Below are 13,891 nucleotides of genomic sequence, written 5' to 3' on the forward strand. Positions count from 1 at the left end.
CATCGCAGCCGATGCTGCTCCCGCGGACGCCGCCACCGCAGCTGCCGCGGCCCCTGCAGCCGTCGCGGCTGCCGCAGTTGGCACCGCAGCCGCCGCCGTGGTCGCCGCCGCCGCCGTGGTCGCCGCCGCCGCCGTGGTCGCCGCCGCCGCCGTGGTCGCCGCCGCCGCCGTCGCGCCTGCAGCCGCCGTCCCCGCGGAAGTCTCGGCCGCGGGAGCAGGCGGCCGCAGCCTGGCTGCCTGCCATCCGGCCGGACGCGCGGCGCGATGCTCCCGGATCAGCTCGAGAAACCGGTCGAACAGCCCGTTGCTGTCGTACGGTCCGGGAGCCGCCTCCGGGTGGAACTGCACCGAGAAGACCGGCAAATACCGGTGGCGCAGCCCTTCGACGGTGCCGTCGTTATTGTTGATATGCGTAACGACCAGGTCAGTGGCAGCGAGCGAGTCGTCCAGCACCGTGTAGCCGTGATTTTGCGAGGTGATGAGGCAGCGGCCTGTCGCCAGCTCCTTGACCGGATGGTTGGCGCCGCGGTGGCCGAACGTCAGCTTGCCGGTATCCGCCCCGCAGGCCAGCGCCAGCAGCTGGTGGCCCAGACAGATGCCGAAGATCGGAATGTCCCCGCCCTCGAGCAGCTCGCGAATAGTGTTGATGGCGTAAGGCGCATCCTTCGGGTCCCCTGGCCCGTTCGAGAGCAGGATGCCGTCCGGCGAATAGGCGCGGATCTGCTCCGCCGTCGCATCGTGCGGGACGACGACCACGTCGCAGCCGCGGGCCGTCAGCTCGCGCAGAATGCCGAGCTTGCTGCCGAAATCGACGAGCACGATGCGTTCGCCCGCGCCCGGACAGCGGTAAGCCCGGGGCGTCGAGACGAGCGCGACCGGCTGGCGCACGGCAGGCATTGCCGCAAGCCGCTCCTTCAGCTCGGCGAGCGGCTCGCCGCCGGTCGCGAGCAGCCCGCGCATCGTGCCGTGCCGCCGCAGGATGCGGGTCAGCATGCGGGTGTCGATGCCGCTGATGCCGGGAATGCCGTATTCCTTCAGCAGCTGATCCAGATTCGCGCCGGCTCTCCAATGGCTCGGCGACGTCTCGTGCTTGCGCACGACGAAGCCGCGGATCCACGGACGCATCGATTCGAAATCGTCCCGATTTATGCCGTAATTGCCGATCAGCGGGTACGTCATCGTCACGATTTGCCCGCAGTAGGAAGGGTCGGACAGTACCTCCTGATAACCGGTCATGCCCGTGTTGAAGACCACCTCGCCGGCAGCTTCCCCTTCGCTTCCGAACGCCTTCCCTTCAAAGAGAGTGCCGTCCTCCAACAGCAGTCTAGCTTTCATCTGTCTCACTCCCAAGAATGTATTCGATCAAGCGACCGGCACCGGCCGCTGTGCGCCTGCTTCATTTTGATTGATTAAATATACAATAAAATGAATAAGTATGCAATATGCGTTTTGCCGCCGGATGCAGCGATTTTATTGGCTTCCGCCCCCGTTTTCCCGCGCAGGCTGGCCCTCTCACAGCGTTGGTCTGTACGGCTTAGCGCCTCCCGTCCTTATTATGGAAACCGACTGTCGTTTTTGGTTGCGCCGGATTTTCGATATAATAAACCCATGCATACGGATGGCGCATAGCCGAGGGGAAGGGAGGGAGCAGGATTGGGCGTTACGGTAAGAAAAGCGATGCAGATCGGGGGGCTGCTCCGCTGCAAGGTTGTTGCGGGAGAACGGGGCCTGGACCGGACGATCGACCACATTACGGTCATGGAAGTGCCGGATGTGATTCAGTGGCTGAAAGGAAACGATCTGCTGCTGACGAGCTTATATCCGATCAAGGACGACCGGGAGGCTATCGGAAAGCTGGTGGAGCAGCTCGACGAGGTGGGCAGCTCGGCGCTGGCGATCAAGACCCATCGCTACGTGGAGGCGATCCCGGAATCGATCATCGAGGCCGGCAACCGGCTCGGGCTTCCCATTATCGAGATTGACAACGAGGTTTCATATCTGGACATAATGACTCCGCTGATGGAGCTTATGCTGACGAGCCGGGATGCGGACAAGGAACCGCTGGAGCCGTTCTTTCAATGGATTACGGAGCTGGCCATGAGCGGCAAGGGCATTCTGGCGCTGATCGAGGCCGTGCAGCAAATGACGGAGAACATCATTACGGTCGGCTCGGAAATTCCGCCGCTCGAGAGCTTGTACAAAGGGCGGAACGTCGCTCCGCTGACGCGCGCCCAGAAGAACGAGCTGAAGGCCGCCAAACGCTCGATCCGCATGCAGCGGCTGCTCGACGGCCGGATGACGCCGTGCATCGTGACGCCGCTATTGCTGAACGACGAGCTGTACGGCGATGTCACCTGCTGGCATACGAAGCGCGAGTTCCGGGAGCGGGACTTTCAAGTGCTGGACCGCACGGTGCTGCTGCTGGCGCTCGAGTTCCTGAAGGTGATCACGAAAGCCGATGTGGAGCAGACGTTCAAGGACGATTTTTTGTCCGAGGTGCTGCTCGGGCATGTGGCGGACAAGGATGAAGCGATCAAGAGAGGAGAAATATTCGGCTGGGATTTGGACAAAAATTACCAGGTGCTCTCGATCGCATTCGCCAAGGGCGCCGCGGAAGGCGCCGATCTCGAAGCGCTGTGGGTGCAGGAGCAGAAGCGGAGGCTGCTGCGAAAAATCAACGAGATTTTCCGTTTCGGCGTGCACAAGATTATTACCACGATCCGCAAAGATTATCTCGTCGTCCTTTATCCGAGAGAGGACGGGAAGAGCGGGCAGGAATATCCTTACCGCGACGATCCGCAGAAGGAACCGGTCATGCATATGGCGGAATCGGTCAGGCGGCAGCTGGCCCAGGAATTCGAGGAGCTCGCCTTCACCGTCGGGGTCGGCCGGTTTTATCCGGGACTGGAGGGCATTCACAAGGGATTCTCCGAATCCGTCCAGGCGATCAAGCTGGGCAAGCCGATCAGCGGAACGAGCGGCTGCGTGCATTACGAGGACCTCGGTATTTTCCGGATATTGAGCCAATTCAACGATTGGAGGGAACTCGAGTCCATCTATTCCGAGACGGTCGGCAAACTGGTCGAATACGACTGGAGCAGCAACGCCAATCTTGTGGCGACGCTGACGGAATACTTCGCGAACAACTGCTCGTTGTCGGAAACGGCGGAGAAGCTGTTCGTCCACGTCAATACCATGAAATACCGGCTGCAAAAAATCGAGCAGCTGACCGGCTGCAGCGTGCACGATGCGGAGAAGCGGCTGCTGCTGCATGTCGGGCTGAAGATTCATCAGATTTTGCAGGCGGAGAACATATGACGTTAGCCGAACCGACGAATGTCGGTTCCTTTTTTTGTCCCGGCAAACATACAAACCGCGGCGGACTGTTTGATACGATGCAGATATTCGATAGGTTTGGCGCTTATGACGACGAATACTTCGTCATCGGTCGCCACCTTCGGTTATTGAAAATTCGCCGGGTAGTATCGTCGAATGATCAGAATAGAAGGAGTGAAGCCGCTGTGAAAACGCTTATTGTTAACGGAACGGTGATCGATCCGGCCAGCGGATTGAACCGGCGGACGAACGTTCTCGTGGAAGACGGGCGGGTCGCGCAGATCGGCAATACGCCCTCAAGCGCCGCAGACCGTGTCATTGATGCGGAAGGCCTGCTCGTCGTGCCGGGTCTAGTCGACATTCATGTGCATTTTCGGGAACCGGGCTTTACGCATAAAGAGACGATCCATACCGGCTCCTTGGCGGCGGCGGCCGGCGGATTTACCGCCGTCGTCTGCATGCCCAATACAAGGCCGGCGATCGATACGGTCGAGACGCTCGCCCAAGTGCTGGAAACCGGCCGGCGGGACGGCCTGGTCAAGCTGTTCTCATCGGCAGCCATCACCTACGGCATTGAAGGCAGCAGGCTGACGGATATGGAAAGCCTGCATCAGGCGGGAGCCGTCACCTTCACTGACGACGGCAAAACGGTGATGGACCCGCATCTGCTGTATGAGGCGTTCCGGCGGGCGGCGGAGCTGGATGTGCCGATCAGCTCTCACTGCGAGGATCACCGCCTGGTCGACCGCGGCGCGCTGAACCGGGGAGCTACGAGCCGCCGGCTGGGCGACCCGGGCATCCCTGCGCTTGGCGAGGAGCTGATTATCGCCCGCGATATTTTGTTCGCCGAGGAGACGGGGGCGCGCCTCCATATCCAGCATGTGTCGACGGCTCGCGGGGTGCAACTGATCCGCGAGGCCAAGGCCAGAGGGGTGCGCGTCACGGCGGAGGGCGCTCCGCACCATTTCACGCTCACGGACGAGCAGGCGCTGATCAGCGGCACGCTGGCCAAGGTGAATCCGCCGCTGCGCACGGCGCGGGATGTGGAGGCGGTTGCCCAAGGGCTCCGCGACGGGACGCTGGACGCGATCGCGACCGACCACGCGCCCCATACGCTGGAGGAGAAGTCGCTGCCGCTGGACCGGGCCCCGTTCGGCATGGTCGGCCTGGAGACGGCCGTCGGCCTGACGTTTACCCGGCTCGTGCATACCGGCTTGCTGACGGCCGAGCAGGCGATCGCCAAGCTGACCAGCGCCCCGGCGGCCGTGATGGGGCTGCCGGTCGGCCGGCTGGCGGCAGGGCTCGATGCGGATATTGCGATCATCGACCCGCAGAAGGAATGGGTCGTCGATCCGCAAACCTTTCTCTCCCGCTCGCGCAATACCCCGTTTGGCGGCATGAGGCTGACCGGAAAAACCGTCCTTACGATGGTGAGGGGAGACATTATTTACGACGATAGGGAAGGAGCGGACAATCCTTGGCCGGCGGATGCCGACTGAGGGAAACGAACATGACGACTCCGTTTAGAAGAATCGTATTGATCGTGCTAGACAGCGTAGGCATTGGCGAGCTGCCTGACGCTTACCGCTACGGCGATGCCGGGGCGAATACGCTCGGGCATATTGCGGAGGCGGCAGGCCCCTTGGCGCTGCCTCATCTGGAGCGGCTCGGACTCGGCTGCATCGGCCGCATCCGGGGCGTCGCTCCGGCGGCGCGCCCCGCGGCTTATTACGGCCGAATGGCCGAGGTCTCCGCGGGGAAAGATACGTTAACAGGCCACTGGGAATTGATGGGCCTGCAGCTCCAGACGCCGTTCCGGGCCTACCCGAGAGGCTTTCCCGAGGAGCTTGTGAGCGCCTTGGAGGCGGCCTCCGGCCGAGCGGTCATCGGCAACCGGCCCGCTTCCGGCACGGAAATTATCGACGAACTCGGTCCGCGTCACCTGCAGACCGGCGAGCTGATCGTCTATACGTCCGCCGACAGCGTGCTGCAGATAGCCGCTCACGAGGAGATCGTGCCGCTGGACGAGCTGTATGCGATTTGCGCCCAAGCCAGAGCCATGACGCTGCATGAGCCTTATTCCGTCGGACGGGTGATCGCCCGGCCGTTCATCGGGACGCCGGGGCAATTCTCGCGGACGGCGAACCGGAGAGACTTTGCGGTCAGCCCTCCGCAGCCGACCGTGCTGAGCCGCCTGGCGGACGCCGGCTTCGACAGCATCGGCATCGGCAAAATCTCCGATATATACTCCGGCGAAGGCATCACGCGCAGCGTGAAGACGAAGTCGAACCGCGAAGGCGTCGACCGGGTCATTGAGGAGATGCAGAGCGACTTTCACGGGCTGTGCTTTCTGAATCTGGTCGACTTCGACGCCATATATGGTCATCGGCGGGACCCGGAAGGCTACGCCGCGGCGCTGCGGGAGTTCGACGAGCGTCTGCCGGAGGTGCTCGGCGCCATGCGGCCTAGCGATCTGCTGATCATTACCGCCGATCACGGCAACGATCCGACGCACCACGGCACCGATCATACCCGGGAGTATGTGCCGCTGCTGGCTGTCCCGTACGGCGCGGACGGCGGGAAAGACCTGGGCGTCCGCGCGACGCTGGCGGATGTCGGCGCTACTGTGGCGGACAATTTTCAAGTCGAGCCGCCCCGGCACGGCACAAGCTTCCTTCGGGAGCTCGCCGCCGCTGGCGAGAATCGCCGGCCTGCAGGCCGTTAGGCCGATCGCTTTGCAGCGGGCGGCATAGGAAAAAAGATCTATTCTTTTTTGGGGTAGATCAATGCAGCTTCGGGTCCTACGGCTCTATGAAAAAATAAAAACTTAAAATTCGTCCTATTTTGATGTATATTTACTGTGATATAACATAACATATTGGAACAATTAAACATTACACCTCTCAGATTTGATATCGGAAAGGATGAATTTTCGTCTATTTTTTTGTCCTTTCAGACATATTTACTAACATTAAAAAAATATAGAATATAAGTGGAGTAAAGTCGGTTTTTGCAGCTTAGCATCCTATTTTTGTCGAAAGACTAGGAAAAAGGAAGTGTTTCCGACGTGTCAACAGCGATCCGCATTGAAGATGTCAACAAGATCTATAAATCGAGCGGGGGCCGGGAGGTTCACGCGTTATCCCATATTCATCTGGACGTTCGGCAAAGCGAGTTTATTTCCATCATCGGTCCTTCGGGCTGCGGCAAATCGACGCTGCTGCGCATTCTCGCGAACCTGGATCAGCCTTCTTCCGGCCGCATTCACTGGGAAAGCTCGGCCGACCATATCGGCTTCGTCTTTCAGGACGCGACGCTGCTGCCGTGGAAGACGGTATATCAGAATGCGAAGTTTCCGCTGGAGGTCAAGAAGCTGGATACGAAGGAAAACTTGGCGAAGCTGGACAAGCTGCTGGAGCTGGCCGGCCTCAAAGGATTTGAAAAGGCATATCCGCGCGAGCTGTCCGGCGGCATGAGACAGCGGGTGTCGATCGTCCGGGCGCTGTCCTACAATCCGGACGTGCTGCTGATGGACGAGCCGTTCGGCGCCCTGGACGCGCTGACCCGCGACAAGATGGGCATCGAGCTGATGCGGATCTGGAACGAGACGAAGAAGACGATCTTGTTCGTCACTCACAGCATTGCCGAAGCGGTATTCTTGTCCGACCGCGTTATCGTCATGTCCCCCCGTCCCGGCAAAATCGACGAGATCCTAAATATCGACCTGCCTCGTCCGCGGACGGTCGATGTGAAGGAAACGCCCGAGTTCGGCAGCTACGTGAAAAAATTAAGGGAAGTGTTGGGCTGATGTCACGATTTAGACTGATTGGCGAATACGCCGTCGCGATCGCCATCCTTGTTCTAGTATGGTTCGTCTATGTCATCGTTTTTGACGTGCCCTCGTTCATCCTGCCGCTTCCGTCCGACGTCGGTCGGGCTTTGATCGATATGATTCCGGAGCAGGACGTCGCCATGCATTTCCTTGTTACCTCCGGCGAGGTGCTGGCCGGGTTCGTGCTCGGTACGATTCTGGGCTATGTCATCGGGTATCTTATCGGCAAGATCAAGTTTCTGGAAGAAGCGCTCATGCCGTACATTTTGCTTGCCCAGACGGCGCCGAAAATCGCCCTTGCCCCGCTGTTCGTCATTTGGTTCGGGCTCGGCTTCGTTTCCAAGCTGGTGCTGATTATCTCCATGGTCTTTTTCCCCGTTATGCTTGGCGCGATGTTCGGACTGAAGAGCATCGACTACAACCTGAAATGTCTGATGCAGATTACCGGCTTATCCTGGTGGCAGAAGATCGTGCAGGTCGAGCTGCCTCATTCGCTGCCGCAAATTTTCGCCGGGCTGAAGGTCGGTATGGTCCAAGCGGTCATCGCGGCGATCGTGGCCGAATGGATATCCGGCGAAAGCGGGCTCGGATATCTGCTTGTATTCAACAGCACGACGTACAATTCGCCAATGCTGTTCGCCAGCATCATTTATACCATCATTATGGGTATTCTTTTCTACGCGCTCATCAGCTTCTTGGAGAACCGCTTCCTGTTCTGGCACGACTCCAAGCAGACTGTGCGCAAATCTTAACATATTATGGCTGAATATGGCTAAAATTCTCGAGAGGAGGTGACGATATATAGTGAGCAGCAGATTTATCCAGGCGGATTTCCCTCTTTACGAAGGGACGAAGGTGCCGCATCTTCGCATTGCCGAAGGCGATGTGGCGCCCTATGTTCTGCTTCCGGGAGATCCCGGCCGCGTCGAGCTGATTTCCGAGCTGTTCGACAACTACAAGATTTTAAGCTCGAACCGCGAATTCAAGGTAGGAACCGGCGAATCCGGCGGCCACCCCGTTTCTGTCTGTTCTACGGGCATCGGCGGGCCTTCGACGGAAATCGCCGTCCTCGAATTGCTGCGGCTGAAGGCCAAGTGCCTGATCCGCATCGGCGGCACGGGCGCGATACAGGAGGGGATCGAATGCGGCGACTTGATCATTAACACCGGCAGCGTTCGACTGGGAGGAACCGCTGCGCATTACGCGCGTCCCGAATATCCTGCGGTTGCCAACCATTATGTGGTGCAGGCGCTGGTGGAGGCGTGCGAGACGCTGGGCTATCGCTATCATCTCGGGATCGGCGCGACGACCTCTTCCTTCTATCATGGACAGGACCGGAACGTCGCCGGCTACAATTATTCCGACGGCATGATTCAGGAAATGAAAGCTTTGGGCGTATTGAATCTGGAGATGGAATCGGAGACGCTCCTGACGATCGCCTCGGTGATGGGAGCTTATGCCGGAACGCTGCTTGTCGTGCACGCCAACCGCGCGACGAATCAGTGGCTGGTCGATTATGAAGAAAGCCAGCTGAAGCTGTGCAGAGCCGCATTGCTCGCCATCGACAAAATCATTCAAAAGGGGATTATTCCGCAATGAAAAAAGTATTGAGCACGATTGTGTCCATTGCCCTTGTGTCCGTTATGGCCGCCTGCGGATCGGGCGCCGGCGGAGGCGGTACGGCCCAGACGCCGGCTGCCGGCGGCGGCGAAACTCCGCAGAAAGAAGTCAAGAAGGTGACCGTGCAAATCGACGGAGCGGCCGTTCCTTATTACGCTCCGCTGTATGTCGCCAAGGAAGAAGGATACTTCGAAGAGCAAGGACTGGATGTCGATTTCGTCTATGCCGACGCTGCCAGCATCGTCAAGAACGTGGCGGCCGACAACGTGCAGTTCGGCTTCCCGAACGCGGATGCCGTCATTACGGCAAAGTCTCAGGATATCCCGGTGAAGGTCGTGCACACGACGTATCAGCGCGGACTGGGCGCCGTTATTTTCAAGAAGGATAAAGGCATTGCGCAGCCTCAAGATTTGAAGGGCAAGACGGTTGCCGTCACCAGCTTCGGCAGCCCGAACTATATCCAATTGCAGGTTATGCTTGAGCAGAACGGACTGAGCATCAAGGACGTCAACACGAAAATCGTCGGCACCGGGGCGATCGTCAATGCGCTCGTATCCGATGAGGTGGACGCCATTGCCTTCTCCATGCTGAGAACGGTCGAGCTGCGCAACAGCGGCGTGGAAGTAGATGAAATCCGTTCGGACGAATACCTTCCTTCGTTCGGCAACGTGGTCATCACCTCCGACAAGTTCCTGGAATCGAACAAGGACAGTGTGATCGGCTTCAATACGGCTTTGAACAAAGCGCTGGACTACATCATCGGCGGCAACGCGAAGGCTGCGATTGACATGTCCATCAAGAAATACGCGCAGGCTTCGGAAGGCAAGCAGGAGATTACGGAAAAAATCTTTAACGACGTGTTCATTCCTTATCTGTGGCAAAGCGATCTGACCAAGAAAGACGGGTTTGGAGCGGCTGACATGGCAAGATGGCAGACAGCAATCGATACGCAGAAGAAATTCGACGTCATCAAGAAGGAATTCAAGGCTGAAGACCTCGTCGTGACGAATCTGAAGTAATGCAGGGGTGATCGGTTTGAATAAATACGGACGCAAGACCGTTCTGGCTATCGGTACACTGATCACGTTCCTGCTGCTGTGGCAAGCCTATGTCTCCGTGTTTCAGGTTCCGCCGCAAATTTTGCCGGCTCCGCTGGCGTTTGCTAGCAAGTTCTGGAGCAATCTGACCATGGGCGGCATCGGCGCTCATATCGGCACGACGCTTTACGAAATATTCATCGGCTTTGTCATCGGCAGCCTGCTGGGACTGGTGTTCGGGTATTTGCTGGCCAAGAGCGTGCTGCTCGAGCGTCTGTTCACTCCGTACATCGTCCTGGCTCAGATCGCGCCGAAAATTTCGATCGCTCCGCTGTTCGTGCTGTGGTTCGGCCTGGGGGCGAGCTCCAAGATCGCCTTGGTCATCCTGGTCGTCTTCTTCCCGATCATGGTCAATACGATCATCGGGATTCGGTCCGTGGAGCGGAATATGCAGGATTTGCTGCATATTTTGAAAGCCAACCGCTGGCAGCGGTTCTATTCGGTCGAAATCCCGTACTCGCTTCCGTCCATCATGTCGGGCTTGAAAGTATCCACGACCTATGCGATTACCGGCGCCGTCATCGGTGAGATGATCGGGGCCAAGGCGGGGCTCGGCTATCTGGTCATTCTCGGCAGCGAAACGTTCGATATCAATATGATCTTAACGGCAGTTCTCTTGCTGAGCGTTATGGGCTTGATCTTGTACTTGCTATCCAACTACCTAGAGAAGAAAGTACTTCATTGGCACGAATCGCAAGAAATGATCATGTAACCCGCGGGCCCTGCTCCGCCAGCCCCCTTCGACTTGTTCAGCTTTTGAGAGTCTGAGGGGGCTTTTTTCAAAGCTTCGCATCGTCTTGATAAACGGCGCATCGTCCTGATAGATACATCGGGACGGCGAAGCCGTTTATTGTGGTCCGAGCGGACAAATCCCGCTGGTTTCTTTCGGCTTCCGCCACAACGACGGCCTGGCCTCATTCCACTATAATGGAAGCAAAGCTGAGGTTTGATCGAGGTGAAGCATCGTGAATATAGATCGATTGGAAGCGTCGATGCGGGAAATCAACGAGTTTGGCGGAACGCCGGAAGGCGGGATTACCCGGCTGGCCTATACGGCGGAGCATTGGGCGGCCACTCGCTACTTTATGAAGCAATGCGAGGAGCAGGGGATGTCGGTGCGGATTGATGCCTGCGGCAATGTGATCGCCCGGCGCCCGGGCCTGGTCAGCAATTTGCCGGCGGTAGCCTGCGGCTCGCATCTCGATACGGTGCAGCAGGGCGGCCGCTTTGACGGCACACTCGGCGTTATGGCCGGGCTGGAGCTGGTAAGAGGCTTGAATGAGCGCGGAATCGCCACGCGCCATCCCATAGAAGTAATATCGTTCGCCTGCGAGGAATCAGCCCGTTTCGGCGTCTCTACCGTCGGCAGCAAGGCAATGGCGGGGAAGCTGAACCGCGCGTCGCTGGAGCGGCTGCATGACAAGGAGGGCATCTCGTTCGAGGAGGCGCTGTCCGCGGTAGGATTGGATGTTAACCGCATAGAAAGCTCCCGTCGCAGCGGCAAGGAGCTCAAAGCGTTTTTCGAGCTGCATATCGAGCAGGGACCGGTTCTGGAGGAGAGCGGGATCGACGTCGGAATCGTTGCCGGCATCGCCGCCCCGGCCCGCCTGGAGATTACGATCCAGGGCAGAGCCTCGCATTCCGGCACGACGCCCATGACGATGCGCAAGGACGCGCTCATCGGCGCAGCCGAAATCATTTTGGAGCTGGAGCGGGCTGCGCTGGCGGAATCGTCGTCCGGAACGGTAGCGACCGCCGGCGTCTGCGACGTTCGGCCCGGGGCGATGAATGTGGTGCCGGATCAGGTTATGCTGCAGGTCGACGTGCGGGGAACGAAGAAGTCCTCCCGGCAAGCGGTCATCGAGCGCATCTACGGCGTGATGAGCCGTCTGGAGCTGGAGCGCGGCCTGCGCTCCGAAGTTCGCGTGCTGAGCGACGAGGAGCCGGTGCTGCTGGACAACCGGACGGCCGATCTGCTCGCCGAGCAGTGTGAGCGCCTGGGCGTCAGCCATGTCCGCATGATGAGCGGAGCGGGGCATGACGCGATGAATATGGCGGCGCTCTGTCCGACGGGGATGATCTTTGTGCCGTCGAAGGGCGGCCTGAGCCACCACAAGGACGAGTACAGCGCGACAAGCCAGATCGCGCGTGGCGCCTTCCTGCTGGAAGCGGCCGTGCTGAAGTGCGCTGAGGCGGTTTCGGACGAATCGAAGGACGCGATTATTACTTTGAATAGGGGACATCAGCATGAGAGCGGCAAAGCTAAAGGTATTGTCTAATCGGCAAGTCAGCGAACGGTACTGGCATATGGTTGTCGACGCGTCGGAATTGCAGGAGGACGTCAGGCCGGGTCAATTTTTTAATTTTCGCTGCTCTGACGAGTACGATCCTTTGCTGCGCCGGCCGTTCAGCATCTACCGGATCAACCGGACCGAGCATACGCTCGAGTTTCTGTATTTGGTGAAAGGGCTCGGCACCCGGCGGCTGACCGGGGTCGCTGCGGGAGACCAGGTCGACGTATTCGGCCCGCTGGGCCAGGGATTCACTCTGAAGGGACATGGCGGCTCGATCTTGATGCTGGCCCGCGGAGTCGGCATTGCGACGCTGGCTGCTCTGGCCCAGGAGGCGGCGCAGCAGGGAGTGCGCAGCGTGGCGGTGCTTAGCGCCCGGTCCCGCAACGATCTGCTTGCGGCCGAAACGCTGCAAGGCTTGGGCGCCGAAGTCTATAAGGTTACCGACGAAGACGGCAGCAGCGCGGTCGAGGAGGTTCGGCCTCTGCTGGAGCGGATTGTCCGGGAACGCGATATCCAGGCGGCTTATACGTGCGGCTCCAAGCGGCTGTCTCTGCTGCTGCAGGACATCGCCGCCCGCAATGGCATTTTCGCGGAGATTGCGCTGGAGGAGCATATGGGCTGCGCGATGGGCGTCTGCTTCGCCTGCGTATGCGATATCCGGCAGGCGGACGGCACGTCCCGCACGGTGCGCGTATGCAAGGAAGGGCCGGTTTTCCCGCTGGAACAGGTGGTGCTGACATGAGCAAGCGAAGCTTATCAGAGGCGGATTTGCGCCTGGATGTGAACATCGGCAGTCTGCGGCTGCAAAATCCTATTATGCCGGCATCGGGCGCTTTCGGCGAGGATATGGACGAGGTCATCGATTTCAACGAGCTAGCGGCCATCGTCCCTAAGAGCATCACGAAAGAACCGCGCAAAGGAAACAAGACGCCCAGGGTGTGCGAAACGCCGGCGGGCATGATTAATTCCATCGGCATACAAAGCAAAGGGCTCGCTTATTACCTGGAGCATACGCTGCCGTATTACCGCCAATACAAGATTCCGCTCATCTCCAGCATTTCCGCCGATTCGTTCGACGAATTCGCCGAGATGAGCGAGACGATCGGGGGCACCGAGGGCGTGGCGGCGCTCGAGCTGAACATCTCGTGCCCGAACCTCAAAGGCAACGGGCTTGCCTTCGGCATGGATCCGGAAGCGACCTTCCAGCTGATCCGCCGGGTGAAGGAGGTCACGGACAAGCCGATTATCGCCAAGCTGACGCCGAATGTGACCAGCATTCAGGAGATTGCCCTTGCCGCTGAGCGGGGCGGTGCGGACGGGCTGAACGTGGCGAACACGATTCTGGCGATGGCGATTGATATTCACACGCGCAGGCCGAAGATCGGCAATGTCATGGGAGGACTATCCGGACCTGCGGTCAAGCCGATTATCGTCCGGATGATTTACCAGGTGCGGCAAGTTTCCAAGCTGCCCATTATCGGATGCGGCGGCGTGATGAACGGCGAGGATGCGATCGAGATGCTGCTGGCCGGAGCGTCCGCCGTGCAGGTGGGAACGGCCAATTTCGTTCAGCCGACGGCCATGATCGATATTTTGCGGGAGATCAAGGACTACATGCTTCAATATAATATCGAGGATATTCGCGAATTGATCGGGGCTGCCGTGCAGGATTAACCGGATCGGCTCCGATTTGGCATCGACGCCGGACGATC

Annotated in this window: 11 protein-coding genes and 1 pseudogene; 11 read left to right on the forward strand and 1 reads right to left on the reverse strand. The window is 59.1% G+C overall.

Going from position 1 to position 13,891, the window contains the following annotated elements:
- Positions 1 to 249: 249 nt before the first annotated feature.
- Positions 250 to 1,335: pseudogene (locus tag F591_RS27360) on the reverse strand (carbamoyl phosphate synthase small subunit); the annotation flags it as partial.
- Positions 1,336 to 1,653: 318 nt separating this feature from the next.
- Here F591_RS27360 and F591_RS0104370 point away from each other — a divergent pair.
- The 11 genes from F591_RS0104370 (at position 1,654) to F591_RS0104420 (ending at position 13,853) form a co-directional block, all read left to right on the forward strand.
- Positions 1,654 to 3,318 carry a PucR family transcriptional regulator gene (locus F591_RS0104370; protein WP_019533369.1) on the forward strand — a complete coding sequence of 555 codons (1,665 nt, stop codon included), beginning with the start codon at positions 1,654 to 1,656 and terminating at the stop codon, positions 3,316 to 3,318.
- 203 nt (positions 3,319 to 3,521) lie between these two features.
- Positions 3,522 to 4,835: a dihydroorotase gene (locus tag F591_RS0104375; protein WP_019533370.1), complete on the forward strand. Its 1,314-nt coding sequence runs from the start codon at positions 3,522 to 3,524 to the stop codon at positions 4,833 to 4,835.
- A gap of 11 nt (positions 4,836 to 4,846) precedes the next feature.
- A complete protein-coding gene (locus F591_RS27365; RefSeq protein ID WP_040741102.1) occupies positions 4,847 to 6,061 on the forward strand; it encodes a phosphopentomutase in 1,215 nt (404 codons plus the stop codon).
- Between the two features lie 342 nt (positions 6,062 to 6,403).
- A complete protein-coding gene (locus F591_RS0104385) occupies positions 6,404 to 7,144 on the forward strand; it encodes an ABC transporter ATP-binding protein (protein ID WP_019533372.1) in 741 nt (246 codons plus the stop codon).
- Complete coding sequence (locus tag F591_RS0104390; protein WP_019533373.1) at positions 7,144 to 7,920, forward strand: ABC transporter permease; 777 nt, start codon at positions 7,144 to 7,146, stop codon at positions 7,918 to 7,920. Before F591_RS0104385 ends, F591_RS0104390 begins: the two co-directional genes overlap by 1 nt.
- A gap of 52 nt (positions 7,921 to 7,972) precedes the next feature.
- Positions 7,973 to 8,767 carry a nucleoside phosphorylase gene (locus tag F591_RS0104395; RefSeq protein ID WP_019533374.1) on the forward strand — a complete coding sequence of 265 codons (795 nt, stop codon included), beginning with the start codon at positions 7,973 to 7,975 and terminating at the stop codon, positions 8,765 to 8,767.
- On the forward strand, positions 8,764 to 9,807 hold the full coding sequence (locus F591_RS0104400; protein WP_019533375.1) for an ABC transporter substrate-binding protein: 1,044 nt from the start codon (positions 8,764 to 8,766) through the stop codon (positions 9,805 to 9,807). The genes F591_RS0104395 and F591_RS0104400 overlap by 4 nt, the downstream gene beginning before the upstream one ends.
- 7 nt (positions 9,808 to 9,814) lie before the next feature.
- Positions 9,815 to 10,597, forward strand: coding sequence for an ABC transporter permease (locus F591_RS0104405; RefSeq protein ID WP_245580979.1), 783 nt, complete (start codon positions 9,815 to 9,817; stop codon positions 10,595 to 10,597).
- A gap of 253 nt (positions 10,598 to 10,850) precedes the next feature.
- Positions 10,851 to 12,164, forward strand: coding sequence for an allantoate amidohydrolase (locus F591_RS27370; RefSeq protein WP_156829449.1), 1,314 nt, complete (start codon positions 10,851 to 10,853; stop codon positions 12,162 to 12,164).
- Positions 12,133 to 12,921 carry a dihydroorotate dehydrogenase electron transfer subunit gene (locus F591_RS0104415; RefSeq protein WP_026326370.1) on the forward strand — a complete coding sequence of 263 codons (789 nt, stop codon included), beginning with the start codon at positions 12,133 to 12,135 and terminating at the stop codon, positions 12,919 to 12,921. The genes F591_RS27370 and F591_RS0104415 overlap by 32 nt, the downstream gene beginning before the upstream one ends.
- The gene (locus tag F591_RS0104420; RefSeq protein WP_019533379.1) at positions 12,918 to 13,853 is read left to right on the forward strand and encodes a dihydroorotate dehydrogenase; all 936 of its coding nucleotides are present in this window, start codon (positions 12,918 to 12,920) and stop codon (positions 13,851 to 13,853) included. Before F591_RS0104415 ends, F591_RS0104420 begins: the two co-directional genes overlap by 4 nt.
- The last annotated feature ends 38 nt before the right edge of the window (positions 13,854 to 13,891 follow it).

The sequence above is a fragment of the Paenibacillus ginsengihumi DSM 21568 genome (assembly GCF_000380965.1).
GTDB lineage: Bacteria > Bacillota > Bacilli > Paenibacillales > NBRC-103111 > Paenibacillus_G > Paenibacillus_G ginsengihumi.

What these genes read in the sequence shown, in the direction of transcription:
- F591_RS27365 (WP_040741102.1), top strand. Translation starts at nt 4,847, where the DNA reads ATGACGACTCCGTTTAGAAGAATCGTATTGATCGTGCTAGACAGCGTA.
- F591_RS0104390 (WP_019533373.1), top strand. Translation starts at nt 7,144, where the DNA reads ATGTCACGATTTAGACTGATTGGCGAATACGCCGTCGCGATCGCCATC.
- F591_RS0104400 (WP_019533375.1), top strand. Translation starts at nt 8,764, where the DNA reads ATGAAAAAAGTATTGAGCACGATTGTGTCCATTGCCCTTGTGTCCGTT.
- F591_RS0104415 (WP_026326370.1), top strand. Translation starts at nt 12,133, where the DNA reads ATGAGAGCGGCAAAGCTAAAGGTATTGTCTAATCGGCAAGTCAGCGAA.
- F591_RS0104420 (WP_019533379.1), top strand. Translation starts at nt 12,918, where the DNA reads ATGAGCAAGCGAAGCTTATCAGAGGCGGATTTGCGCCTGGATGTGAAC.